Annotated in this window: 24 protein-coding genes and 1 pseudogene; 19 read left to right on the top strand and 6 right to left on the bottom strand. The window is 69.1% G+C overall.

Annotation, left to right across the window (positions count from 1 at the left end; genetic code table 11):
* Window positions 1–17: 17 nt before the first annotated feature.
* From fxlM to AB0I69_RS34490, 4 genes and pseudogenes are all read left to right on the top strand, one after another.
* Window positions 18–2,108 carry a methyltransferase, FxLD system gene (gene fxlM / locus AB0I69_RS34505; protein WP_363099659.1) on the top strand — a complete coding sequence of 697 codons (2,091 nt, stop codon included), beginning with the start codon at window positions 18–20 and terminating at the stop codon, window positions 2,106–2,108.
* Between the two features lie 88 nt (window positions 2,109–2,196).
* Complete coding sequence (locus AB0I69_RS34500; protein WP_363099658.1) at window positions 2,197–3,333, top strand: hypothetical protein; 1,137 nt, start codon at window positions 2,197–2,199, stop codon at window positions 3,331–3,333.
* A complete protein-coding gene (locus AB0I69_RS34495; protein ID WP_363099657.1) occupies window positions 3,333–3,878 on the top strand; it encodes a flavoprotein in 546 nt (181 codons plus the stop codon). The genes AB0I69_RS34500 and AB0I69_RS34495 overlap by 1 nt, the downstream gene beginning before the upstream one ends.
* A 100-nt stretch (window positions 3,879–3,978) precedes the next feature.
* Window positions 3,979–4,170: pseudogene (locus AB0I69_RS34490) on the top strand (site-specific integrase); the annotation flags it as partial.
* A 67-nt stretch (window positions 4,171–4,237) separates the two neighbouring features.
* Here AB0I69_RS34490 and AB0I69_RS34485 read toward each other — a convergent pair.
* On the bottom strand, window positions 4,238–4,918 hold the full coding sequence (locus tag AB0I69_RS34485) for a hypothetical protein (protein ID WP_363099656.1): 681 nt from the start codon (window positions 4,916–4,918) through the stop codon (window positions 4,238–4,240).
* Between the two features lie 316 nt (window positions 4,919–5,234).
* Here AB0I69_RS34485 and hemL point away from each other — a divergent pair, with 316 nt between their 5' ends.
* The 9 genes from hemL (at window position 5,235) to AB0I69_RS34440 (ending at window position 14,958) form a co-directional block, all read left to right on the top strand.
* A complete protein-coding gene (hemL, locus tag AB0I69_RS34480; protein ID WP_363099655.1) occupies window positions 5,235–6,599 on the top strand; it encodes a glutamate-1-semialdehyde 2,1-aminomutase in 1,365 nt (454 codons plus the stop codon).
* Entirely contained in the window at window positions 6,596–7,285 is a 690-nt protein-coding gene (locus tag AB0I69_RS34475) for a histidine phosphatase family protein (protein ID WP_363099654.1), read from the top strand. The genes hemL and AB0I69_RS34475 overlap by 4 nt, the downstream gene beginning before the upstream one ends.
* A 147-nt stretch (window positions 7,286–7,432) precedes the next feature.
* A complete protein-coding gene (locus AB0I69_RS34470) occupies window positions 7,433–8,722 on the top strand; it encodes a hypothetical protein (protein ID WP_363099653.1) in 1,290 nt (429 codons plus the stop codon).
* An 89-nt stretch (window positions 8,723–8,811) separates the two neighbouring features.
* On the top strand, window positions 8,812–9,414 hold the full coding sequence (locus AB0I69_RS34465; RefSeq protein WP_363099652.1) for a TlpA disulfide reductase family protein: 603 nt from the start codon (window positions 8,812–8,814) through the stop codon (window positions 9,412–9,414).
* 6 nt (window positions 9,415–9,420) lie between these two features.
* A complete protein-coding gene (locus AB0I69_RS34460) occupies window positions 9,421–10,182 on the top strand; it encodes a cytochrome c biogenesis protein CcdA (RefSeq protein ID WP_363099651.1) in 762 nt (253 codons plus the stop codon).
* A 3-nt stretch (window positions 10,183–10,185) separates the two neighbouring features.
* Window positions 10,186–12,171 carry a cytochrome c biogenesis protein ResB gene (locus AB0I69_RS34455; protein WP_363099650.1) on the top strand — a complete coding sequence of 662 codons (1,986 nt, stop codon included), beginning with the start codon at window positions 10,186–10,188 and terminating at the stop codon, window positions 12,169–12,171.
* Window positions 12,168–13,286 carry a c-type cytochrome biogenesis protein CcsB gene (gene ccsB, locus AB0I69_RS34450; RefSeq protein ID WP_363099649.1) on the top strand — a complete coding sequence of 373 codons (1,119 nt, stop codon included), beginning with the start codon at window positions 12,168–12,170 and terminating at the stop codon, window positions 13,284–13,286. Before AB0I69_RS34455 ends, ccsB begins: the two co-directional genes overlap by 4 nt.
* A 125-nt stretch (window positions 13,287–13,411) precedes the next feature.
* The gene (locus AB0I69_RS34445) at window positions 13,412–14,014 is read left to right on the top strand and encodes an RNA polymerase sigma factor (RefSeq protein ID WP_363099648.1); all 603 of its coding nucleotides are present in this window, start codon (window positions 13,412–13,414) and stop codon (window positions 14,012–14,014) included.
* Window positions 14,011–14,958: a CU044_5270 family protein gene (locus tag AB0I69_RS34440; RefSeq protein ID WP_363099647.1), complete on the top strand. Its 948-nt coding sequence runs from the start codon at window positions 14,011–14,013 to the stop codon at window positions 14,956–14,958. The genes AB0I69_RS34445 and AB0I69_RS34440 overlap by 4 nt, the downstream gene beginning before the upstream one ends.
* Before the next feature lie 190 nt (window positions 14,959–15,148).
* Here AB0I69_RS34440 and AB0I69_RS34435 read toward each other — a convergent pair whose 3' ends face one another.
* Both AB0I69_RS34435 and AB0I69_RS34430 read right to left on the bottom strand, forming a co-directional pair.
* Complete coding sequence (locus tag AB0I69_RS34435; protein WP_363099646.1) at window positions 15,149–16,126, bottom strand: 2-oxoglutarate and iron-dependent oxygenase domain-containing protein; 978 nt, start codon at window positions 16,124–16,126, stop codon at window positions 15,149–15,151.
* Window positions 16,119–16,577: a nucleoside deaminase gene (locus tag AB0I69_RS34430; RefSeq protein ID WP_363099645.1), complete on the bottom strand. Its 459-nt coding sequence runs from the start codon at window positions 16,575–16,577 to the stop codon at window positions 16,119–16,121. Before AB0I69_RS34430 ends, AB0I69_RS34435 begins: the two co-directional genes overlap by 8 nt.
* Window positions 16,578–16,677: 100 nt before the next feature.
* Between AB0I69_RS34430 and AB0I69_RS34425 the strand changes: the two genes are divergently transcribed.
* Window positions 16,678–17,937, top strand: coding sequence for a PucR family transcriptional regulator (locus AB0I69_RS34425; protein WP_363099644.1), 1,260 nt, complete (start codon window positions 16,678–16,680; stop codon window positions 17,935–17,937).
* Here AB0I69_RS34425 and AB0I69_RS34420 read toward each other — a convergent pair.
* On the bottom strand, window positions 17,934–18,863 hold the full coding sequence (locus tag AB0I69_RS34420) for a transglutaminase-like domain-containing protein (protein ID WP_363099643.1): 930 nt from the start codon (window positions 18,861–18,863) through the stop codon (window positions 17,934–17,936). The two genes, AB0I69_RS34425 and AB0I69_RS34420, sit on opposite strands and share 4 nt — an antisense overlap.
* Before the next feature lie 553 nt (window positions 18,864–19,416).
* On the opposite strand from AB0I69_RS34420, the gene AB0I69_RS34415 reads away from it, so the two are divergent.
* The gene (locus AB0I69_RS34415; protein ID WP_363099642.1) at window positions 19,417–19,902 is read left to right on the top strand and encodes a hypothetical protein; all 486 of its coding nucleotides are present in this window, start codon (window positions 19,417–19,419) and stop codon (window positions 19,900–19,902) included.
* Between the two features lie 359 nt (window positions 19,903–20,261).
* On the opposite strand, the gene AB0I69_RS34410 is transcribed toward AB0I69_RS34415, so the two are convergent.
* Window positions 20,262–20,897, bottom strand: coding sequence for a hypothetical protein (locus AB0I69_RS34410; RefSeq protein WP_363099641.1), 636 nt, complete (start codon window positions 20,895–20,897; stop codon window positions 20,262–20,264).
* Window positions 20,898–21,015: 118 nt separating this feature from the next.
* Between AB0I69_RS34410 and AB0I69_RS34405 the strand changes: the two genes are divergently transcribed.
* Genes AB0I69_RS34405 through AB0I69_RS34390 form a run of 4 tightly spaced genes read left to right on the top strand, consistent with a single transcriptional unit; the run spans window position 21,016 to window position 22,454 of the window.
* Window positions 21,016–21,960 (top strand): helix-turn-helix transcriptional regulator, encoded by a 945-nt coding sequence (locus AB0I69_RS34405; RefSeq protein ID WP_363099640.1) that lies wholly within the window; start codon window positions 21,016–21,018, stop codon window positions 21,958–21,960.
* The gene (locus AB0I69_RS34400) at window positions 21,923–22,036 is read left to right on the top strand and encodes a DUF397 domain-containing protein (protein ID WP_363099723.1); all 114 of its coding nucleotides are present in this window, start codon (window positions 21,923–21,925) and stop codon (window positions 22,034–22,036) included. Before AB0I69_RS34405 ends, AB0I69_RS34400 begins: the two co-directional genes overlap by 38 nt.
* 47 nt (window positions 22,037–22,083) lie before the next feature.
* Window positions 22,084–22,275 (top strand): DUF397 domain-containing protein, encoded by a 192-nt coding sequence (locus tag AB0I69_RS34395; RefSeq protein ID WP_363099639.1) that lies wholly within the window; start codon window positions 22,084–22,086, stop codon window positions 22,273–22,275.
* Window positions 22,272–22,454 carry a DUF397 domain-containing protein gene (locus AB0I69_RS34390; RefSeq protein WP_363099638.1) on the top strand — a complete coding sequence of 61 codons (183 nt, stop codon included), beginning with the start codon at window positions 22,272–22,274 and terminating at the stop codon, window positions 22,452–22,454. Before AB0I69_RS34395 ends, AB0I69_RS34390 begins: the two co-directional genes overlap by 4 nt.
* A 75-nt stretch (window positions 22,455–22,529) precedes the next feature.
* Here the strand turns inward: AB0I69_RS34390 and AB0I69_RS34385 are convergent, their stop codons facing one another.
* Entirely contained in the window at window positions 22,530–23,504 is a 975-nt protein-coding gene (locus AB0I69_RS34385; RefSeq protein WP_363099637.1) for a zinc-binding dehydrogenase, read from the bottom strand.
* Window positions 23,505–23,509: the final 5 nt, after the last annotated feature.

Genomic DNA, 23,509 nt, shown 5'->3' with positions numbered 1-23,509 from the left:
GACCGAAGGACCTCCGCATGCCCCCGGACCGCGCCGACCGCTGGCAGCAACACAACATCACCTTCGCCGACCGCGAGGGCGCCCAGCGAGCCATCGCCGAGCGCTTCGCCCCCGTGCTGCTTGCGGCTGAAGCGGACGGCCATCTCACCGGCTGGTGGTTCATGAACAAGCAGCCCTGGCCGCTGCGATACGTCGCTGATGAGCCCTCACCCATCGTCGGAGCGCTGCTGAGTGAGCTCATCGACGACGGCACGGTCGTGTCGTGGCTGCCCTCCGTCTACGAACCCGAGACCGACGCCTTCGGCGGGCCCGAGGCCATGGACATCGCCCACGATCTGTTCCACCAAGACAGCCGCCATCTGCTCACCTACCAGCCCGGCCCGGAGCACCTGGGGCGTAGGGAGACCACCGTGCTGCTGGTGAGCGCGATGATGCGGGCGGCCGGTCTGGACTGGTTCGAGCAGGGTGATGTGTGGGCGAAGGTCGCCGCTCTCCGGCCGGCCACCACTCCTCCGCCCATCTGGCGGGTCGCCGAACTGGTGCCCACGATGCGGACGTTGATGACCGCCGAAGCCCGCGGACTGTGCCGCCCCACCGGCCCACTCGCAGGGCACGACGACTGGGTCTCCGCCTTCGAGAGGTCGGGCGCCGCACTCGCTTCCCTCGCCGCGCATACCGGACTCACCCGCGGCCTGCGAGCCGTCATCGCCCACCACGTGATCTTCCACGCCAACCGCGCCGGTCTCCCCCGGGACGACCAGAGCGCACTGTCCAACATCGCACGAGAGGTAGTCATGGGAACGAGTGACAACACCGCGTCGACCGACGCGGCAAACGCCGGCGTCGATAGCGTCAGCGCGGTGAACACCGACACGATCGCCACCCCCGCGGCGAATGCCGAGCGCCTCCGCAACGCTCTGGTCGACCAGCTTCGCGCGGACGGTCACGCCCGCACGCCCGCCGTCGAGACCGCGTTGCGGACCGTGCCCCGTCACGTGTTCGTGCCCGACGCATCACTCGAAGACGCCTATGCCAACGCACCGGTGCACATCAAGTACGACACCGACGGCACATCGATCTCCTGCGCCTCCCAGCCGGGCGTCGTCGCCCTCATGCTGGACCAACTCGACGTCCAGCCCGGCGAGCGCGTCCTCGAACTCGGCGCCGGCACCGGCTACAACGCCGGACTGCTCGCCCACCTGGTCGGCGAGAGCGGACACGTGACCACCCTCGACGTAGACGACGACCTCGTGGAAGGCGCCCGCGCGCACCTCGCCGCCGCCGGGATCACCAACGTCGAGGCTGTGACCCGCGACGGAGCACTCGGCTACGCCGAGGGAGCACCGTACGACCGGATCATCGCCACCGTCGGCGCACACGGAGTACCGCACGCCTGGCTGCAGCAACTCGCCCCCGGCGGACGGCTCCTCGTCCCCCAGCGACTCAAGGGCACGGTCTCCCGCTCCATCGCCTACGAGCAGCGCGACGGCCGATGGGTCTCCCTGGGCAGCGAGATGAACACCTTCATGCCGCTCAGGCGGGGCATCGCCGACGACGACCGCCGAACCATCCCCCTCAGCACCGACGGCACCGTACGGCTTCAGGCCCCCGCCAGCCAGCACGTCGACGCTGACGCCCTTGCCGGTGTCCTCGACCAGCCGCGTACCGAGGAATGGACCGGCATGACGGTCCAGGCCATGGAGTCGCCGGAGTGGATGGAACTGTTCGTCACCTGTTCCCTCCCCTCCGGCCTGATCCGAATGCTGTTCCCCCAGAGCGCCAAGGGCGCCCTGCTCACTGAGGACCCCTACCCCTCCTCCACCGCCGTCGTCGACAAGGGCGCCGTCACTTACCTGGCGCGGCGCCCGTCGAAGGAGAAGACCCCTGAGGGCGGCAAGCTCTGGGAGTTCGGGGTCATCGGCCACGGCCCCGGCAGCGACGAGCTGGCCGCGAAGGTCGCCGACGCCATCCGCGCCTGGGACCGTGAATACCGCAGCCGCGAGGCCAAGTTCGAGATCCAGCCCCTTGACGCCTCCGCCATCGAGCAGCGCCCCGGCCTCTTCTCTCTCGACACCCCGCTGAACCGCATCGTCGTCGACTGGCAGTGATGCCCAGCACGTAGCGGAAGGTGGCCGCCGGCGTACGGCTGGCGGCCACCGTCTCCTCACCAGTTCTCACTCACTCCCGGGGGAGTCGATGGACCCGCACGGACCCATAGCCCAGCGCTTCCCGCTCGTCGCCCGATTCCGGCCCGCCTGCCTGCCTCTGCCTCAGCGTGTACGCGCGCTCACCGACCTGGCCGACACCGCAGCGAACAAGACCGACCAGGGCCTCGCATCAGCCGTCTACAACCAGGCCGCGCTCATCGCCTCCGACCTCGGCCTCCCCGACCTCGCACGCAAGATGTGCCACCAGCACGCCGCCGCCTACCTCGACGCCTACCCACTGCCCGGCATGAGCGCGATCCGGGGACTGGAACCGGTCGTCAACCTCGCCCGCCTCCAGATCCGCGCCGGCCACGGCGACGACGGACGTCAACGACTGCTCGACCTGTACGCAGCCGTCGAGGCAGGCGCAGCGGCTCGGTTCGAGGGCGTCGCGGTACCGGCGGACCTCACTGCGACCGACGAGGACCGCCAGGAAGTCCGGGCGTGGCTGTGGCGCGTGCTCCTCGCCGACGGCACGCGGACCCTCACCACCGAGGGACGTTGGGCCGAGGCCCTGACACACATCGAAGCTCACCGTGGCGTGGGCAAGCGGATGCTCGACGGGCGCCAAGTCGCCGTACTGGCCGCCCTCGTTGAGGGTGACACGGCGCGAGCCACTGATCTCCTCACCGCCACGGTGCCCGGCGATCCATGGGAGCAAGCCGTCACCACAAGCCTTTCCGTCCTGTGCCACCGCGACACCGGGCAACCGTTCGACGGCCACCTGACGCGCCTGCTGACGACCTACTCCGAGCGGCAGAGCGAACCTGGGATGACCGTCTTCGACACCCGGCTCGGACTTACCGTCCTCGATGCAATCGGTTCCGCCGAGGCACCCGCCGCTCACCGCATCGTCGACGCCCTTCACCGCAGGATGACGGACGCCCAAGACGGTTACGCAGCCCGCGAGAACCTGGCGCACCCTCTGTTCACCATGATCGCCACGGACCGGCAAATACAGGACTGCCATGCACTGGTGCGTGTCTGTGCCCTGGGCGCAGGGATCATCCCGGACGGGCTGCAAGGAGAGCTGACGGCGGCTCTGCGCGCGAGCGACAGTGTGATCCGGGGAAGCCTCGCGCGCCTCTCCGAGCCCGGATATGCAACCTCTATGGAGAGAGCCTGATGGACGTACAGACTGGCAACCCTTTCCTCCAGATCGTGGTCTGCGCGGCTGGTGTCGCCGCCGATGTCGACAAGCTGATCACCGCAGCGCACGAGCGGCACTGGGACGTCGGCGTCGTGGCCACCCCGCAAGGGCTCGGCTTCCTCGACGTGGAAGCGGTCGAGGCGCAGACCGGCCCCCCTGTCCGCTCGGCCTGGCGATCCCCGGGCCAACCGCGCCCAGTTCGGCCTGCGGACGCGATCGCGGTCGCCCCGGCCACCTTCAACACCATTAACAAATGGGCCGCCGGAATCTCCGACAACCTCGCACTGGGCATCCTGTGCGAAGCATCCGCCATGGGCGTACCGCTCGCCGTGCTGCCGTACCTGAACTCGGCCCAGGCCGCCCACCCCGCGTACCAGCAGAGCCTGGAACGGCTACGCGGGATGGGCGTTCTGATCGGCTCGTACGACCCGCACAAGCCCAAAGCAGGCGGCGGGGCCGACCGTTACCGCTGGGAGGAAGCGCTGGAACTTCTCGCTCCCCGGTTGTCCGCGTCGGCGTAGTCAGCGCACTACTCCTTCAAGGACTCCGGAGACAAAGCTGATGGGGTCATGTGGGGCGGAGCAGTGGGGCGCTGCACGGTGCGCCGGGCGCTCCAGGCACCCAGGCTTCACGCTGCGGACGTACACGCACCTGCTGCCGTCCAGCGAGACCCGCACCCGCAAGGCGATCGACGACGCCTTCACGGAAACGGAAGCCGAGGCGGAAGACAACGGCGACGACCTGCCCGCCGACCAGGGCACACCAGCGCCCCCAGCGAAACTCATGTGCCCTCAATGTGCCCTGGCCGCCTGACGCCCCCGCCGGGCACATGAAAAAGGCGAGGCCCGAAGACCCCGCCCATCACCCACGAACCCCCAGCTCAAGGCCAAACAAGGCAATAAGGCTGATGCCCCGCCTCATGCAACCGGTGGCTGAAGTCCTGCCACTCGTGCAGCAGTTGGTACACATTGAACGCGTCCCGAGGCCCGCCCCGGTCCGGGACCGTCGACCAGATGAACGCTGCCGCGCCCACCGCTTCCTCGCCTATGCCGCGCAGGGGGTCGACGACCGTCATGGGGAGTTTGACGACGGCGTAGTCGGGGTGGAGGACGACCAGTTCCAGTGGGGGCACCTTGTTGAGGGGGACACCCTCGATGCCGGTGAGGACCATCGCGGCCATCGTCTCCGGCTTGATCTTGGTGAACATGCCGTTCATCCCGAGCTCGTCGCCGCCGAGTTCCTCGGGGCGCATCGAGATCGGGACGCGGGCCGCGGTCGCGCCGTCGGGCGCGCCGAAGTATTTGTAGGTCACCCCCACCCGACCACCATTCCTGCTCCCCGCCCTCAGCTGATCGATCCGACGTTCGATACGTCGCTCGTCGCGTTCCGACTCACCGGAACCCGAACCTGCGCCCGAACCCGAGCCCGAACCCGCATTCTGCCCCTGCCCGCCGTGCCGTGCCTCGGCGGCCTCCTCCGCGTCGCGCCGGTGCTTCCCCCGTTGGGCACGCCGAGGACCCAGGTCGTCAGTCCCCTCGCCCAGTCCGCCACCGCGATGCATATCTCCACCCGACTGCTTTTCCAGGACGCGTGACCCTCGCCGCGCAACCCGATCATCGTGTCAGTGACCTCCCCCACGGCCGCCCGCCGAAACGTGCGCTGAAACACCTGTCCGCAGGATCTGCGCAAGCCCTGAACACCGGCGCCCGCATGAGCTGTGTGTGTCTGTGTGTATCAGGTTCCAGTCTCGCAGATGACGGGGGCCCGGCGACTGGTTGTCCCGCCGGGAACGGGCCCGGGGCTCGTCCGTGACCCTGGCCTACCCTGAGGAGGTCACTGAGTAGCCGGAGTCCGAGAAGTCGGAGAAGTCGCAGGTCATGAGCGAAACGCCAAGCGAAACGCCAAGCGAACTGGCAAGTGCGTCGCCAAGCGCACTGCCCTATCCATACGAAGCGCCCGTCTCGCAGGCTCTTTTCGACCGTGCGTCGGTCGTCACGCCGGGCGGCGTGAACTCCCCGGTGCGCGCCTTCCGTGCCGTGGGCGGCACGCCCCGGTTCATGGTCTCCGGCGACGGTCCGTACCTGACCGACGCCGACGGGCGCGAGTACGTCGACCTCGTGTGCTCCTGGGGGCCGATGATCCTCGGGCACTCCCAGCCCGACGTGATCGCCGCCGTGCGGGACGCCGTCTCGCGCGGGACCTCCTTCGGCACTCCCGGTGAGGGCGAGGTCGCGCTCGCCGAGGAGATCGTCGCCCGGGTCGAGCCCGTGCAGCAGGTGCGGCTCGTCAGCAGCGGTACCGAGGCAACCATGTCCGCCATCCGGCTCGCTCGTGGGTTCACCGGGCGGCCCAAGGTGATCAAGTTCGCCGGGTGTTACCACGGTCACGTCGATGCCCTTCTTGCTGCCGCAGGCAGTGGCGTCGCCACCTTCGCGCTGCCCGACACCCCCGGCGTCACCGGCGCCCAGGCCGGCGACACGATCGTCCTGCCGTACAACGACCTCGAAGCCGTGAACGAGGCCTTCCATCGGCATCCCGGTGAGATCGCTTGCGTTATTACGGAGGCTTCTCCCGGGAACATGGGCGTCGTGCCGCCTGCCGCCGGGTTCAACCAGGGGCTCAAGGACGCCTGCTCGAAGAACGGTGCCCTCTTCATCTCCGACGAGGTCATGACCGGCTTCCGGACCAGCCGGGCCGGGTGGTTCGGGATGGATGGCGTTGTGCCCGATCTCATGACCTTCGGGAAGGTCATGGGTGGCGGCTTCCCCGCCGCCGCGTTCGGCGGGCGCGCCGACATCATGGGGTACCTCGCTCCCGCCGGGCCCGTCTACCAGGCCGGCACCCTCTCCGGTAACCCCGTCGCCACCGCCGCCGGCCTCGCCCAGCTGCGACTCCTCGACGACGCGGCCTACGACACGATCGACGCCGTATCGGCGCAGATCCAGTCGCTCGTCACCGAGGCGCTCAGCAAGGAAGGTGTCGCGCACCGGCTGCAGAACGCCTCCAACATGTTCTCCGTGTTCTTCACGGACCGCAGCGTGCGCAACTACGAGGACGCCAAGGCGCAGGAGTCGTACCGCTTCACCGCCTTCTTCCACTCGATGCTGGCGAGCGGGATCTATCTGCCGCCCTCGTCCTTCGAGTCCTGGTTCGTTTCCACGGCCCACGACGAACGGGCCATCCAGCGGATCGCCGACGCCCTCCCGGCGGCGGCCCGAGCGGCGGCGGAGGCCACCCGATGAGCAGCAGCGCCACCAGTGACATCACCGTCGTGCACGTGATGCGGCACGGTGAAGTCGCCAACCCCGACGGGGTGTTGTACGGGCGCCTGCCCGGCTACCACCTCTCCGAACTGGGGCGGCAGATGGCCGACCGGGTCGCCGAGCACCTCTCCGCCCGCGATGTCACGCACGTCGTCGCCTCCCCGCTGGAGCGCGCGCAGGAGACCGCCACGCCGATCGCCAAGGCGCACGGGCTCGACCTCGCGACCGACGGGCGGCTCATCGAGGCCGACAACGTCTTCCAGGGCAAGACCTTCGGGGTCGGCGACGGGGCGTTGAAGAAGCCGGGGAATTGGCAGTATCTGGTCAATCCGTTCAAGCCGTCCTGGGGTGAGCCCTACGTCGACCAGGTGGTGCGGATGATGGGGGCGCTGGACGCCGCCAAGGACGCCGCCCGCGGACACGAGGCGGTGCTGGTCAGTCATCAGCTGCCGATCTGGATCGTGCGTTCGTACGTCGAGCGGCGGCGGTTGTGGCACGACCCGCGGAAGCGGCAGTGCACGCTCGCGTCCCTGACGACCTTCACCTACCGGGGCGACAAGATCGTGTCCGTCGGCTACACCGAGCCGGCCCGTGATCTCGTCCCGGCCCATCTCCTCGCCGGCGCGAAGCCCGTGAAGGGGAAGGACAAGGCGTTCGGCGCCTGAGTATCACGGTCCGATCACTCGTCCGGGCCAAACGTCGAGACAGCTCTGTGACATTTGTTTCGGAACCCGGATGGTTCCCGGCGAACTTTCCCGCCCGTCGCGTCCTCTCACAGGTAGACCACAGAGGATGCGACGGATGGGGAAGCAATGCGGAGTCTCACTCGACGGGGAGCGCTCGGAGTCGGTGCGGGCGCCGCGGCGGCCGTAGGACTCGCGGGGTGCGGGACGCTCGGCTCGGGCGGGTCCGGCTCCTCCGGCGGTTCCGGGAACGGCTCCTCCGGTGGTCCCACCAAGTCCCTGGAGCCCCGGGCCAAGCCCATCGGTGACGGCTCCACGTCCTTCACCGGCAAGCAGCCGGGGCAGCCCGCGAAGCCCGTGCCGCTGGAGGCCGGGCAGACCCCGCCGCAGTTCGTGATCTTCTCCTGGGACGGCGCGGGCGAGGTCGGCAACGGACTGTTCCCGCGCTTCCTCGACCTCGCCAAGCAGCACGGCGCGAGCATGACCTTCTTCCTCTCCGGGCTCTATCTCCTGCCCGAGTCGAAGAAGCGCCAGTACAACCCGCCGAACAACGCGCGCGGCGCCTCCGACATCGGCTACCTCACCGACGAACACGTCAAGGCCACGCTGACCAACGTCCGGCGCGCGTGGCTGGAGGGCCACGAGATCGGCACCCACTTCAACGGCCACTTCTGCTCCGGCTACGGCACCGTCGCCAACTGGACGCCCCAGCAGTGGCGCAGCGAGATCGACCAGGCCAAGTCCTTCGTGAAGGAGTGGCGCACCAACACCGGCTGGACGAACCTGCCGTCCCTGCCCTTCGACTACGAGAAGGAACTCGTCGGCGGCCGTACGCCCTGCCTGCTCGGCCAGGACAACCTGCTGCCCACCGCCCGCTCGCTCGGCTGGCGCTACGACGCCTCCTCGCCCGGCGGCCGTCAGGTCTGGCCCGTGAAGCGGAACGGGGTGTGGGACTACCCGCTCCAGGCGGTCCCCTTCCCCGGGCACAGCTTCGAAGTCCTCTCGATGGACTACAACATGCTGGCCAACCAGTCGGTCAACACCACCAACGCGCCCGCCTACAACTACCCCGGCTGGCGTACCCAGGCCGCGCAGGCCTACATCTCCGGCTTCCAGCGGGCGTACGAGTCCAACCGCGCCCCCTTCTTCATCGGCAACCACTTCGAGCACTGGAACGGCGGCATCTACATGGACGCCGTCGAGCAGGCCTTCAAGCACATAGCCCAGTTGAAGGAGAAGGGCGAGGACGTACGGCTCGTCTCCTTCAAGCAGTTCACCGACTGGATCGACGTGCAGAAGCCCGAGGTGCTCGCGAAGCTGCGGACGCTGGATGTCGGCCAGGCACCGGCCGGCGGCTGGAAGTCCTTCCTGGCCGCGAGCCCCAGCAGTTCCTCCAGCGCCTCCTCGACCGCCGGCTGAGACGCCGCCTGAAATGCGGGTTTCCGCCCGCTGGGCGCCCTTGAGGGGGGCGCGCAAGATCCCCAGAACGGGCATGCGAAACTTTTCACATGAGTGCCGCCAGTCGCGCCCGTAGCCGCGCCGCCCTGTCGACCGCCGGTGTCGCCGTCGCCGCGTTGGTGCTTTCCGCGTGCAGCTCCGGAGGTACCTCCGGAGGCTCGGGCAACACCAACTTCATCACCGGCTCCGACGGCATCGCGACCGTCAAGAAGGGCGACCGCCAGGCCGCCCCCGACCTGTCCGGCAAGACCATCGACGGCAAGACGCTCGACACCGCCGACTACAAGGGCAAGATCCTCGTCGTCAACGTGTGGGGCTCCTGGTGCTCCCCGTGCCGCGCCGAGGCGGACAACCTGGTCCAGGTCGCCAAGGCCACCGCGGACAAGGACGTCCAGTTCGTCGGCCTCAACACCCGTGACACCAGCACCGAACCGGCCGTAGCGTTCGAGAAGAAGTACGCCGTCCCGTACCCCAGCCTGTACGACCCGACGGGCAAGCTGATGCTCCGGTTCAAGAAGGGCACCCTCAACCCGCAGGCCATCCCGTCCACGATCGTCATCGACCGGGACGGGAAGATCGCGGCACGCGCACTCCAGGCACTCAGCGAGGACAAGCTCCGCGAGATGCTCGACCCGGTCATCGCGGAGAAGTGAGCTGACGTGCTGCTCGCGGCATCAACAGGCCTGAACCACACGGTCTACAGCGGGGCCCTGCTGCTCGCGCTGCCGATCGCGGTGCTCGGCGGACTCGTCTCCTTCTTCTCGCCGTGCGTCCTGCCGCTCGTCCCCGGCTACCTCTCCTACGTCACCGGAGTCAGCGGCACCGACCTGGGCGACGCCCGGCGCGGACGGATGGTCGCGGGTGCCTCCCTCTTCGTCCTCGGCTTCACCGTCGTGTTCGTCTCCGGCGGGGCGCTGTTCGGCTACTTCGGGCAGACGCTGCAGGAGCAGCAGGGGGTCATGTCCAAGATCCTCGGCGTGTTCATGATCGCCTTGGGCATCTTCTTCATGGGGCTGATGCCCTGGCTGACCCAGCGTGAGTTCCGCTTCCACAAGCGACCGGCCACCGGACTCATCGGAGCCCCCGTGCTCGGCGCGCTGTTCGGGATCGGCTGGACGCCCTGTATCGGCCCCACGCTCGCCTCCGTGATCGCGCTCTCCTCGCAGCAGTCGAGTGCCGGTCGCGGCGCCATACTGACCGTCGCGTACTGTCTCGGCCTGGGTGTCCCCTTCGTCCTCACCGCGGTCGCGTTCCGCAAGGCCCTCGGTGCCTTCGGCTGGGTCAAGCGCCACTATGTCTGGGTGATGCGCGTCGGCGGCACCATGATGATCGTGACCGGCGTGCTGCTGCTCACCGGCGCCTGGGACGCGCTGGTGCAGGACATGCAGGGCTGGTCCGACGGCTTCACTGTAGGGATCTGATCGATGAGCAAGACGACCACGGAAGCGCCCGAGAACCCGGCAGGTGAGGACCAGGACCTCGGCGCCGCCGGCTCCCAGCTCTCCACGGCCCCCGTCGAGACCGCCATGCCCGGCTCCTTCGGCGGCAACCGCAGGCCCGGCCTCACCGGCTGGCTCGCCTGGACCGGTCGCGAAGTGCTCGGCTGGGCGCGCTGGTTCTGGCGCCAGCTGACCTCGATGCGGGTCGCGCTGATGCTGCTGTTCCTGCTGTCGCTCGGCGCGGTCCCCGGCTCGCTGATCCCGCAGTCCGGCACCGACGCGCTGAAGGTCTCCGAGTTCCAGGACGCGCACAAGACGCTCGCGCCGATCTACCAGAAGCTCGGCCTCTTCCATGTCTACGGCTCGGCCTGGTTCGGCGCGATCTACGTCCTGCTGTTCGTCTCCCTCATCGGCTGCATCATCCCGCGCACCTGGCAGTTCGTCGGCCAGCTCCGCGGCCGGCCGCCGGGCGCGCCCAAGCGGCTCGACCGCCTTCCCGCGTACGCCACTTGGCGCACCGCCGCCGAGCCCGAGCAGGTCCGCGAGACCGCGCTGGCCGTGCTGAAGAAGCGGCGCTTCCGTGCGCACGTCGACGGTGACGCCGTCGCCGCCGAGAAGGGCTATCTGCGCGAGACCGGCAACCTGCTCTTCCACCTCGCGCTGATCGTGATGCTGATCGCCTTCGCCTGGGGCCAGCTCTTCAAGTCCGAGGGCGACAAGCTGATCGTCGAGGGCGACGGCTTCTCCAACACCCTCACCCAGTACGACGACTTCAAGTCCGGCAACCTCTTCAGCGACGACGACCTGGTGCCCTTCAGCTTCAACCTGAAGAGCTTCACCGGCACCTACGAGCGCACCGGCCCCACCCGCGGGACCCCCCGCACTTACCAGGCCGACATCACCTACAGCGTCGGCGCCTACGGCAAGGCGGAGAAGCACACCATCAAGGTCAACGAGCCGCTGGAGATCGGCGACTCGAAGGTCTACCTCGTCAGCCACGGCTACGCCCCGGTCGTCACCGTCCGGGACGGCAAGGGCAACGTGGTCTACCACCAGGCCGTGCCGCTGCTGCCGATCGACTCCAACGTGACCTCGCAGGGCGCGATCAAGGTCCTCGACGGCTACAAGAACGCCCAGGGCGTGTCCGAACAGCTCGGCTTCGCGGCCCTGTTCGTGCCGACGTACGCCAAGGGCAGCGGCACGATGTTCTCCCAGTACCCCGGCCTCGACTACCCGGTGCTCAACGTGACCGGCTACCACGGTGATCTGGGCGTCAACTCGGGCATCCCGCAGAACGTGTACCAGCTGGTCACCAAGAACCTGAAGCAGTTCAAGGACGCCAAGGGCAACATCCTCAAGGCCCAGCTGCTGCCCGGCGAGACCATGAAACTGCCCAACGGCGCCGGGTCGATCACCTTCGACAAGCAGATCAAGGAGTGGGCGGGCTTCCAGGTCGTCCAGCAGCCCGGCACCACCTGGGCGCTGGCCGGCGCCCTCACCGCGATCTTCGGCCTGGCCGGCTCCCTGTTCATCCAGCGCCGCCGCGTCTGGGTGCGGGCCACGCGCGGCGCCGACGGGGTGACGGTCGTCGAAATGGCCGGGCTCGGCCGCAGCGAGTCCGCGAAACTCCCCGAGGAACTCGGCGACCTGGCCGCACTCGTGCACGACCGGGCCCCGACGAAGACGGACGGGGGCTCGACGAAGTCCGACACCGGCTCGCCCACGCCCGGCACCGCCTCGGCGAAGTCCGACCAGGACTCGGCGAAGTCCGACGAGGCCCCGACGAAGTCCGACGGGCGCTCGCCCAAGCCCGACACCGGCTCGACCACGTCCGAGACCCGCTCGCCCACGCCCGGCACCGGCTCGACGAAGACCGACGACGACCCGAAGACCCCCGACTCCGACGCCGACACCCACGACTCCGACTCCGGCGTCGAACCGCCCGTACCCGCCGAAGGGGCTGAGAAATGACTCTCGCCGCCGCAACCGACATCGCCTCCGTGACCAATCTGGCCGCTGCCACCAACGAGCACCTGGCCAACCTCAGCAACACGCTGATCTACTCCTCGATGGCCGTCTACACCCTGGCCTTCTTCGCGTACATCGCCGAATGGACCTTCGGCAGCCGCAGCAAGATCGGCCGTACGGCCGCCGCGCTGACCGGTGCCGCCGCGAAGAAGGCGGACGCCCCCGCCGTCACCGTGCAGAACGCGGGCGGCACCACCGTGCTGGAGCGGCCGAAGGTCGTCGTACGGGCCGCGTCCGGTTCGCGCGACGTGCCGGACGGTCCCGGCGCGCACGGCGGGGACGAACAGGGCGACCTCTACGGCCGTATCGCCGTGTCCCTCACGGTGCTTGCCTTCCTCGTGGAGCTGAGCGGCGTCATCGCCCGTGCGGCCTCGGTGGAGCGGGCGCCCTGGGGCAACATGTACGAGTTCAACATCACCTTCTCCACGGTCGCCGTCGGCGTGTACCTCACGCTGCTGCTGCTCAAGAAGAACGTGCGCTGGCTCGGCCTGTTCCTGGTCACGACGGTCCTCCTCGATCTCGGTATCGCCGTCACTGTCTTGTACACCGCCAGCGACCAGTTGGTTCCCGCCCTCCACTCGTACTGGCTGTACATCCACGTCTCGACGGCGATCATCTGCGGCGCGGTCTTCTACGTGGGCGCCGTAGGCACGCTGCTCTACCTCTTCAAGGACTCGTACGAGAACAAGCTCGCCACCGGCGGCAAGCCCGGCGCCTTCGCCACCTCCGTGATGGAGCGGCTGCCCGCCTCGGCGAGCCTCGACAAGTTCTCCTACCGCGTCAACGCGGCCGTCTTCCCGCTGTGGACGTTCACGATCATCGCGGGCTCGATCTGGGCCGAGTCGGCCTGGGGCCGCTACTGGGGCTGGGACCCGAAGGAGACCTGGGCGTTCATCACCTGGGTCGCCTACGCCTGCTACCTGCACGCCCGCGCCACGGCCGGCTGGAAGGGCCGCAAGGCCGCCTACCTGGCCATGATCGCCTTCGGCTGCTGGATCTTCAACTACTACGGCGTCAACATCTTCGTCACCGGCAAGCACTCCTACGCGGGCGTGTAAGCCGCGCCCCGAAGCCGCAACTCCCTTACGGCGAAGGCCGGTTCCGTGTGACATGGGTCACCGGAACCGGCCTTCGTCGTCCGGACAGGTAGAAGGGTGTGGATACGAATCCGAGGTTTCCGAGGTTGAGGAAACGCATCCGCGCGGGGGACCACGACGCCTTCGGTGAGCTCTTCGACGCGTACGCACGCTCCGTCTACAACCACGCCTTCCGGCTCACGGGAGACTGGGCGCAGGCCGAGGACATCGTGTCGCTGACCTTCCTGGACGCCTGGCGCCTGCGCGGCAAGGTCGACGAGGAAGGCGGTTCGCTGCGGCCCTGGCTGCTCGGCATCGCCACCAACGTCACGCGCAACACCCGCCGCGCCGCCCGAAGACACGCGGCTGCCGTGTCCCGGTTACCGCGTGACGAGGTCGAGCGCGACTTCGCCGACGAGGTCGCCGCCCGCCTCGACGACAAGGCCGAACTGGCCCTCGTACGCACCGCGTTGGCCACGCTCCGCCGCGCCGAGCGCGAGGTGCTCGCCCTGTGCGTGTGGTCCGGGCTCGACTACCGGGCGGCGGCCGAGGCGCTCGGGGTGCCCGTGGGGACCGTACGGTCGCGCCTCTCGCGGGCGCGCGCAAAGCTCGCGAAACATCTTAAAAGTGCGGAACTCCCCTTGGGGGACGGACAGATGAAAGGTGACCGCGGCAGTGCGGTCGGGCCCCTGAGGGAGGACAAGCGATGAACCAGCTCCCGGAACTTCCCGAGAGAGACCTTCCGCCGGGCCGTCACCGACTCCTCAAGGAGCATCTGATGACCGAGATCCGGCACGAGACCGCAACCATCGGGGAGGGTGCCCCCGTGCGGAACAAGTGGCTGCGGCCCGCGCTCGCCGCGACCGCCGTCGCCGCCGCCGCGGCCGTCGCCTTCGTCGTCCTGCCGTCCTCCGACCCGGGTACGCCCGCGCGCCCGCCGAGCAGGTCGACGGCGGCGCTCCTGGAGGACATCGCGCTCGCGGCCGAGCACGAGAAGTCCTACGGCACGGTCCGCGACGACCAGTTCGTCTACGTGGAGAGCAAGGTGTCGTACACGAGCTCCGGGGAGGGAACGAAGACCACGATCGAGCCGCTGCACCGCCAGGAGGTGTGGATGTCGGTGGACGGCCTGCACACCGGGCTGGTGCGGCAGGCGGGCATGGGGGAGCACTCCGTGCCGCCGGACGTGAAGCCGGGCAAGGCCGGCTGGGACGTCTCGTCCTTCTACAACCACGTGAGGACACTGCCCACCGACGCCGACGCGATGTACGACTACCTGGCCACGACCGCCCCGAAGTACAGCGGTCAGGACAAGAATCAGGCCATGTTCGTGCTGGTCGGCGATCTCCTGCGGGACTCCATCGTGCCGCCGAAGCAGAGCGCGGCACTGTTCCGGGCGGTGGCCAGGATTCCCGGCGTGACGACGGTCGCGCACGTGACGGACGCCATCGGCCGGCCCGGTGTTGCCATCGCCCGCACCGACCCCGACAACCCGCTCCGGGACGAGTGGATCTTCGACGCGAAGACCCATGAGTTCCTGGGCGAACGCGAGGTGGCCACCAAGGACAACGCGGGCGTGAAGAAGGGCGCGGTCACCGCCGACACCGCCATCCTGCGCCGAGACGTAGTCGACAAGGCGGGCGAACGCCCGTAAGCGGAGCCGCAGTTCTGCCGCCGGCTCAGGCCGGCGGCAGGCACTCCTTCGCCGGCGGCTTCCCCTTCGGCCAGGCGATCCTCACGAAGCGCGAGCCGCATCGCGTCGTAGGCAGGGGGAGTTGTTTCGGACCAGGTCGGGTGGTGTCCGTTGAGTTACGAAAATGTCGGAACGTGCCCGGGTTTTCGGCTCAGTCGACGGTGATCGAGTCCAGCTTCTCCCGCAGATAGACATGCGAGTCGACGGCCTCGTACGCCACCCGCCCGACCGGCGCGGGCAGGGACTCCACGAGTGTGCCCGGGGTGCACTCGCCGAAGTAGACCAGCGACATCAGCTCCTCGGCGGGCGCGTCTGCGGGCGGCGGCAGCACCCGGTGCCGCCCGGACCGCCACCGGTCACCGGTCCAACGGGCCATCAGATCCCCGATGTTGATGGTGAACGCCTCCGGATCGAACGGCGCGTCCTCCCACCCTCCCTCGTCGGTGAACACCTGAAGTCCCCCCTTCCCGGCCTGCCGGTCGAGGATCGTCACCGTCCCGAAGTCGGTGTGCGGCCCGATCCGGAACTGCCCCGGCTCCGGCTCCCCGACGACCTCCGTCCCCGGGTACCAGTTGATGTTGAACCCGTACGTCGGGTGGTCCATGTGCTGGGAGAAGAAGTCGGGTTCGAGCCCGAGCGCGACCCCGAGCAGCGACAGCAGCTGCTTCTCCAGCTCGCCCATGCGATCGAGGTACTCCTCGCAGAGCGCCTGAAGCCCCGGGATCTCCGTCGGCCACACATTGGGCGCGTACCACTCGGCGTTGATCGCCGGGTCCTCGAAGGGCCGGTGCGTGGCGAAGGTCAGCGACTCCTTCAGGTCGGGCGGGGTCTCGGTCCCCTCCGAGTACCCGTTGGCCTCGGCCCCGGGCCCGAGCCAGCCACGCCCGCCGACCTTGGCGGAGTAGGGCTCTTTCACGTCGACGGGAAGCGCGAAGAAGGCACGCGAGGCCTCCCGGATCCGGGACCGCAGGTCCGGGTCGACCCCGTGCCCGGTGACCAGCAGGAACCCGGCCGTCTGGAGGGCGTCGTCGACGGTACGGGCGATCTTCTTGCGCGTCTGCTCGTCCCCGTCGATCCAGGGCCCGAGATCGATGGTCGGGATGCGGGGTTCGGTCTGGGGCTCAGTCACCAATGTCCTCGTTCCACAGTGCCGGATGGTTCTTGATGAAGTCGCGCATGAGCGAGGTGCACTCCTGGTCGTCCAGCAGCACGATCTCCACACCGTGCTCGGCCAGCCAGTCGTGCCCGCCGTGGAAGGTGGCGGCCTCGCCGACGACGACCCGCGAAATACCGAACTGCCGCACCAGACCGGAGCAGTACCAGCACGGCGAGAGGGTGGTGACCATGGTCGTCCCTCGATACGACCGCTGCCGTCCCGCCGCCCGGAATGCGGCCGTCTCCGCGTGCATCGAGGGGTCGCCGTCCTGGACGCGCCGGTTGTGGCCGCGCCCCAGCAGGGTGCCGTCGGCGCCGTAGAGCGCGGCGCCGATCGGGATGCCGCCCTCGGCGAGCCCGGCGCGGGCCTCCGCGACGGCGGTGCCGAGCCAGGCGTTCGCCTGGGCCTGATCCAAAGGCTTCATGTCTTCACTCTCCAGTGGGCGAAACACGAGGGCAACGTGCGGAAAGTACTCTCCCCGCAACCCGTACCCGGACGAACTGTCAGCGCCCCTGGAGGTTCCCGTGCCCGCACTCACCCTCCGTGAGGTCCTGGCCCTCGACCCGGTCCGCGCCACCGAGCCCGAGCTCCTGGCCGGCGAGGCAGCCCTCGACCGCCCCGTGCGCTGGGTCCACTCCAGCGAGGTCTACGAGGGCGCGAACTTCCTCGACGGCGGCGAACTCCTCCTCACCAACGGATTCGGCCTCACCGACACGGACGCCGAGATCCGCCGCCGCTACGTCCGCGAACTGGCCGCCCGGGGCGCCTCCGGCCTGGCGGTCGAGATCGGCCGCTCCCTCCCCACGATGCCCCCGGAGGTCACGGACGAGGCCCGCCGCCTGGGCCTTCCCCTACTGGCCCTCCACCGGGTCGTCCCCTTCGTACGGATCACCGAGGCCGCCAACCGGGCGATCGTCGCCCGCGGCCTGTCCGGCCGTTCCGTCGTACGACCGTGGGGCGACGACCACACGGCAGCCCTCCTCGCCGACCTCGCCGACCGCGCCGCGCTGAACCAGCCGGAGGTCGAGGCGCGATCCGCCCTGGCCGGCTTCCACCCCGGACCTGGCGCCCGCCTGATCGGGGTCTCGGTGCACGGCGCACGGGAGGTGGTGGCCGTGGACCGGGCGGTACGGCTGCTGGGCGGGGCGAGCGTGCTGCGGGCCGCGTTCCCGGGCGACGTCCTGGCCCTGCTCGCGCTCCCCGGCACCGTCTCGGGCGACCCCATCCGCACGGTCCAGGAGGCCTTCCGTACGGCCGCGGACCCCGGGCTGACCGTCGCGGTCGGGCACGCGGTCGAGGCGGGGAGCGGCTGGCTGCGCTGGAGCGACACGTTGAGGGCGGCCCGTACGACATTGGAACTGGCGCTGACGGTCCCGGCCGCCGAACCGGCCGTACCGGAGGGCCCGTTGGTGACGTCGGCGCGGGCACTGGCACTGGAACGGGAGCTGACGCGGGGCGGTGTCGACGCGAACCGCGACCGCCTGGCCCGCCTGGTCCAACACGCGCTGGGCCCCCTCCTGTCCTGGGAGGCGGCCCACCCGAGCGACCTGGTACGAACGCTGGAAGTGCATCTACGACACGGCTGCTCACCCACCCGGACGGCGGCCCTGCTGCACATCGGCCGCCAGTCGCTCTACCAGCGGCTGGAGCGGATCGAGTCACTGCTGGGGCTGGAGATAGACGATCCGGATCTGCTGGGGGAGTTGCTGGCGGCGGTCTGTGCGCATCGGGTGGTGCGGGGGATGGGGGCGGCTTCGGTGCGGGGGCTGCGGACCGTCGCCTAGACGGTGCTGGGGCGCAGGGTGACTTGGCTGGGGCCGTTGAAGGGGGCGTAGCAGGTCACCGTCGGCGGGGTGCGGAGGATGTCGTCCTCGGCGAACAACTTCCGTACGGCGTCGAAGGAGACCTCGCCGCTGACGACCGGGGCGACACGGTCGTAGAAGAGGCGTGACGCCTCCGGCAACGGCTCCCCGGGCTTGCCCTCGTCCTCGCTCCAGACGTCCCAGAGCAGGGTCTCGACCTTGTTGAGGGCGGCGAGGTCGAGGCGGATGTTGCCGGCGACGAACCGCTCGCCCCAGAACGGGCCGTCCTCCGGCGGGTGCAGTCCGAAGGTCGTCGGGTCGGCGCCGCCCGTGCGGATGGCCTGCCAGGCCTCGCCCGCGACGAGGAAACGGTCGCGGGGTACGTCCATCGGGTCGAAGTCGATGTTCCAGTGGTCCGTGATGACGGGGTCGGTGAGCTGGGCGTCGGCGAGGAGCCAGCCGCGGTCGTCGTGCCAGTACTCGGTGACGACGTGATCGCTGTGGAAGCGGTCGGAGCCGCTCTCGCTGAAGTAGTCGGCGAAGCCGGAGCGGGTGCGGGCCGGGATGCCCTGGTGGCGCAGGAACGAGCAGTGCAGCAGCGAGAAGTCCCGGCAGGTCCCGACGAACCGGTCGCCGACCTCGCGTCGTCGGGTGAGCGGGGCGTCGTTCCGGTCGACGAGGATGCGGAGGATGTCGTCGATGTAGCGGGTCTCGGCGTCGTTGTGCAGGCGGTCGGTGGGGTGGACGTGGTCGTAGAAGCCGGCTTCCAGGCGGTGGACGATCAAGTCGCGGGTGATACGGGCGAGTTGGCCGGGGTCGCGGGGAAGACCGTCGTAGCGGCGGGCGAGAGCGCCGGGGTCGGAGTACGTGCTCTGGGTGGCGTAGAAGGTGCGGAAGTCGAGGGGCATGACACCGCACCGTGTCAAAATTCGCCCCGGATTGTCCAGGGTCCAGGGGCACTTCACTTCGGGTCGGCGGCGACCGAACGCCAGATCCGTGTGGATTGGATCCAGAGAGCGAACACCGGCAGGGCAGGTCTGCGGCGATCCAGACTGGGTGGCAGCTGGGCCCGTGTCCATCCGTTTCGGGGGATACGGATGGCCGTGGGTCCGGTGGGCGGCTGTTGGTAGGTGAGCGTTGGGCCACTCGCTTCTTTGTCAGTGTCGGGCTTCCGCGGCCCGAGTAAAGGGCGCTCCCTGCGGTCGCGTCGGCTACGCCGATTCCGCTGCGCTCCACCCTTGACTCGGTCCGCTCCAGCCCGTTTCAGAAGCGAGCGAGCGGCCCGGAGGAATGGGGGGCCCAGCCATGAACTCCCTTGCCTGTACTGCGTTCCGGGCCGGTGTTCGGGGGCGCGCTCGCGTCTCGCCTGCACGCCGGGCCGGCTCAGCGGCCAACCGCGAGTGGGTGGGCTCCCGGAAGTTGGGGGTGCCGCTATGTCGGCGGTCCGGGCAGCATGGCGGGGTGAGCGACCTGTTGTGGGATGACGTGAAGTGCTTCTTCGACTTGGACTTGATGGGGTCGTTGCCGGACGTGCGTGTCCCGAATGCCTCGGTGGAGGACTGGCAGGCGGTCCTCGACCTTGTCGCGGAGAAGGGCTGGAAGTGCCAGTACTCCGAGGGAGAGAGGGTGCTTCCGGTACCCCGGGCGGAGGCCGTGCTGTCTCGTGCGGCGGATGCCGAGTGCCCGGAACTGCGGGTCTGGCCGACCGCCGATGTGTTGGCGATCTTCCGTTTCCTCGCCGACGACGAGGTCGACTTCGACGTCGACCTGCGGGAGTTGCAGGGCCAGGACCGACTTGATGTGCTCTGCGGCTTCCTTCGGGAGATCGGGTGGCGCTTGGGCAAACCGGTACTCATGGACCCGGAGGGTGAGTACGGCCATCCGGTGCTCGGCTTCGACGTCGAGGCTGATCGAGTCGTTCTCCTCGCAGACCCGCAGGCCAGGTGAGGGGGTCCAAAAAAGTGTGTCACTTTCCCATGAAGTGTCACACTTTTACGACACCCACCCCACCCCCCCAACCGGCCGTTGGCCGCTGAGCCGGCCCGGCGTGCTGGCGAGACGCGGACGCGCCCCCGCCACCCCGGCCAGCAAGGCAGTACAGGTAAGGGGCTGGCGTACCTCGGCCCCCCATTCCTCCGGGCCGCTCGCTCGCTTCTCGAACGGGCTGGAGCGGGCCGGGTCAAGGGTGGACCGTAGGGCCATCGCCGCAGGCGACGCGAAGCGCCCTTGACGCGGACCGCGGAAGCTCGACACTGGCCAAGAAGCGAGTGGCCCAACGCTCACCTACCGGCAGGCGCCCACTGCACTCACCCCTGAACCTGCGCTTCCAGCACCGCGTAGTCGGCGAAGCTACGGCGGTAACGGGTGTGCCGGGTCTCCTGGGTGTGCCTGCGCTGCCACTCCTCGACGGACGCCGGGTCGTCACACGGTCCGGACGCGGCATCACAGTCGTCCTCGTCGCCGGAGACGCAACGGGCCTCGTACTCCGGTTCCGCGCCCGGGTCCTGCACGATCACGTACGGCACGAACCGGAAGACCCGCCGGTGTCGGATCTCGTGGTCGCGGTGCTGGTGCCGGCGCAGCAGGACGTTCGCGTCGGTCTCGGCGGTGCCGTCGTTGCGGGCCTGGGCGTCGTACCGGAGTGCGGCGAGGTCCGCGCAGGACGGGCAGTCAGGGACGGGCGAGGGTGGCGTACCGATGTCGTAGGGCACCGAATTGCCTTCCCCCGAACGTGAGTTGGCCGCCTTCACGCTCGCAGTCAGCCGTTCCTCCGGCGTCGCCGGGCGTACGGCCCCCGGGTCGGCCTCCCACTCCCGGCCGCCGCCGACGGGGCGCAGCATCGCGTAGGGGCCTGCCTTGCCCCGGTACTCACCCACCTTGTTCGTACGGGCGTCGTAAACGAGCGTTCCTTGTTCGATTCGCTTCGCGATCGGCTCAACCATGTTCACTCCGGGGCCACTTCATCACTCTGGGTGTATTGAGAGTCGCCCAAGGGAACAGTGCGCATCAATGCTTGACGCGTGCCATTGGGCCATTGCCACGGAGAGGGGGGCGAGTTCTGTGACCCAGCGAAATGCGGAGGCCACGGGCGGAGTCAGTAACGCGGTGCTGTTCGGCGACCTGTTACGCCACTACCGCGAGGCCGCGCTGCTCACCCAGGAGGCGTTGGGGAGGCAGATCCCCTGCGACCGTTCGCACGTGGCGAAGGTGGAGGCGGGGACGCGGGTCCCGCAGGAGTCGTTCGTCAAGAAGTGCGATGAACTCCTGGGTACGGGTGGGGTGTTGCTGCGGATGTGGCGGCACATCGACTGGTACCCCGAGGTGCAGCACCCCGATTGGTTCGAGAAGCGTGCTGAGATGGATGCGCAGGCGGTGGCGCTGAGGGAGTATCAAGAGCGCGTGATTCCGGGCCTGTTGCAGACGCCGGGCTATGCGCATGCCTTGTTCTCCCGGATCGCGAGCGGTGACGAGGTGGACGAGCGCGTCCGGGCGAGGCTCAGTCGCCAGCCGCGCTTCTTCGCTGAAGAGGGCCCTCTGTACGTCGCTGTCCTGGACGAGAGTTGCCTGCGTAACGCCGTGGGCAGTCCGCAGGTCATGCGGGACCAGTGCGCACACCTGCTGGCTGTCGGACGGCGCCCCAACATCCGTATCCAGGTGGCTCCTGCGGTTCTCTTCGGGCTACTTCGCCCCAGCGGTTCGATGTCGTTGATCAAGCTGCCCGACGGGCATGAATGGGTGTACTCGGAGTCGCTGGACCGGGGGCATTTCAACGACGATCCAGCCGTCTTCGCGGGCCACAGTCAGGCCTATGATGTGCTCAGGGCGGACATCCCGTCAGCCCGCGAATCCGCCGCTCTGATCAGCGACGTGATGGAGGGTTACGAGCACCATGGACAGGCACGGACTCGGCGCGGCGACCTGGATCAAGAGCAGCTACAGCGACAGCAACGGCGGCAACTGCGTCGAAATCGCCCCCGTTTTCCCCGCCGTGGTGCCGGTGCGTGACAGCAAGGTCTCCGAGGGCCCGGTGCTGATGATCACCCGTTCCGCTTGGTCGGCGTTCACGGCTGCTGTTCGCTGACCGAACTCCCCCTACCCAAGCAGTAGTTCATGCCTATGCTGAACGCTATGGACAGGCATGAACTGCGCGCGGCGACCTGGGTCAAGAGCAGTTACAGCGGAGACAACGGCGGCGACTGCGTCGAAATCGCCCCTGCTTTCCCCGTCGTGGTGCCGGTGCGTGACAGCAAGGCGCCCGAGGGGCCGGTGCTGATGCTTACCCGTTCGGCGTGGTCGGCGTTCACGGAGGCGCTCCGGTGACCTGGGCCAAGAGCAGCTACAGCGACAACAATGGCGGCAACTGCCTGGAAATCGCGCTCGACGTGCCCGCCGTCACCCCCGTCCGCGACAGCAAGGTTCCGGACGGTCCGGTGTTGGTCTTCGCCCGCTCAACCTGGTCGGCTTTCGTGTCGACCGTCCGCGACAACGCGCCCCTTTAGGGGCGCGGGGCTGAAACATTTGCGGCTCCGCCGCGCGGGCGCGACCAGCCCCCACCGGCCCGCAGTGCACAACCCTCAGTCCGCCACCCTGAGCAGCAACTTCCCCGTACTCGTCCGCGCCCCCATCACCCGATGCGCCTCCGCCGCCTCCTCCAACCCGAACTCCCCAGTCACCGGCAAAGACACCGTGCCGTCGACCACCGTCGCGAACGCCCGCTCGGTCAGGGTTCGTAGGGCTGCCGGGTCGTTCTGGGCCAGGGTCAGGATCGAGAAGCCGGAGACGGAGAGGGCGCCGGGGTACAGCTCGGGTTGGCCCACCTGCCACGGTGTCGCCGAGCTCGCGTTGCCGAAGGAGACCAGGCGGCCGTAGGTCGCGAGGGAGGCGAGGCTGCGCCGGAGGGTCTCGCCGCCCACCGGGTCCAGGGCCAAGTCGACTCCGCGCCCCGCCGTCGCCGCCCGCACCGGTGCCTCGAACTCGCCCACGAACACCTCGTCGTAGCCGTACCCCCGCGCGAACTCCGCCTTCGCCGCGCCCGATACGACCCCGTACACCGCCCCGGCCCCCGCCGCCCGCGCCAACTGCCCCACCACCGTGCCGATTCCGCCCGCCGCACCCTGTACGAGCACTGTCTCGCCGGGTTGCAGTCGGCCCACCGTGTGGACGAGGGCGTACGCGGTCGGGAGGACCGTGGGGAGCGTGGCCGCCGTGCGGAGGTCCACGCCCTCAGGGAGGGGGAAGACGGTCGTCGCGTCGGTGACGGCCACCTCCGCGTACGCGCCGCCCGCCGTCAGGGCCGCCACCTCCTGGCCAACGGTGAGACCTTCGACGCCGGCGCCGACCTCCCGTACCCGGCCCGAGACCTCAAGTCCCGGTACGAAGGGGAGACTTGGCACCCGGTACCCCTCGGCCCGCGCCTTGAGGTCGGCGAAGTTCACCCCGGTGTACGTCACGTCCACGCTCACCTGACCGGGGCCGGGGCGCGGGACCTCCGTCTCCACGACCTTCAGGACCTCGGGACCGCCGTACTCCTGGACCTCGACCGCGCGCATGCCGG

The sequence above is a fragment of the Streptomyces sp. NPDC050508 genome, assembly GCF_040655155.1.
In the GTDB taxonomy this organism is placed as follows: Bacteria; Actinomycetota; Actinomycetes; order Streptomycetales; family Streptomycetaceae; genus Streptomyces.
This window is presented reverse-complemented; position numbering and strand designations above follow the sequence as displayed.

Bases quoted from the DNA above. Each gene is read 5' to 3' on its own strand.
- fxlM (WP_363099659.1), top strand. From the start codon at position 18: ATGCCCCCGGACCGCGCCGACCGCTGGCAGCAACACAACATCACCTTC.
- AB0I69_RS34420 (WP_363099643.1), bottom strand. From the start codon at position 18,863: ATGCCCCTCGACTTCCGCACCTTCTACGCCACCCAGAGCACGTACTCC.
- AB0I69_RS34395 (WP_363099639.1), top strand. From the start codon at position 22,084: ATGGACAGGCATGAACTGCGCGCGGCGACCTGGGTCAAGAGCAGTTAC.
- AB0I69_RS34430 (WP_363099645.1), bottom strand. From the start codon at position 16,577: ATGAAGCCTTTGGATCAGGCCCAGGCGAACGCCTGGCTCGGCACCGCC.
- AB0I69_RS34500 (WP_363099658.1), top strand. From the start codon at position 2,197: ATGGACCCGCACGGACCCATAGCCCAGCGCTTCCCGCTCGTCGCCCGA.
- AB0I69_RS34455 (WP_363099650.1), top strand. From the start codon at position 10,186: ATGAGCAAGACGACCACGGAAGCGCCCGAGAACCCGGCAGGTGAGGAC.
- hemL (WP_363099655.1), top strand. From the start codon at position 5,235: ATGAGCGAAACGCCAAGCGAAACGCCAAGCGAACTGGCAAGTGCGTCG.
- AB0I69_RS34410 (WP_363099641.1), bottom strand. From the start codon at position 20,897: ATGGTTGAGCCGATCGCGAAGCGAATCGAACAAGGAACGCTCGTTTAC.
- ccsB (WP_363099649.1), top strand. From the start codon at position 12,168: ATGACTCTCGCCGCCGCAACCGACATCGCCTCCGTGACCAATCTGGCC.
- AB0I69_RS34470 (WP_363099653.1), top strand. From the start codon at position 7,433: ATGCGGAGTCTCACTCGACGGGGAGCGCTCGGAGTCGGTGCGGGCGCC.
- AB0I69_RS34495 (WP_363099657.1), top strand. From the start codon at position 3,333: ATGGACGTACAGACTGGCAACCCTTTCCTCCAGATCGTGGTCTGCGCG.
- AB0I69_RS34465 (WP_363099652.1), top strand. From the start codon at position 8,812: ATGAGTGCCGCCAGTCGCGCCCGTAGCCGCGCCGCCCTGTCGACCGCC.
- AB0I69_RS34485 (WP_363099656.1), bottom strand. From the start codon at position 4,918: ATGCATCGCGGTGGCGGACTGGGCGAGGGGACTGACGACCTGGGTCCT.
- AB0I69_RS34475 (WP_363099654.1), top strand. From the start codon at position 6,596: ATGAGCAGCAGCGCCACCAGTGACATCACCGTCGTGCACGTGATGCGG.
- AB0I69_RS34440 (WP_363099647.1), top strand. From the start codon at position 14,011: ATGAACCAGCTCCCGGAACTTCCCGAGAGAGACCTTCCGCCGGGCCGT.
- AB0I69_RS34385 (WP_363099637.1), bottom strand. From the start codon at position 23,504: ATGCGCGCGGTCGAGGTCCAGGAGTACGGCGGTCCCGAGGTCCTGAAG.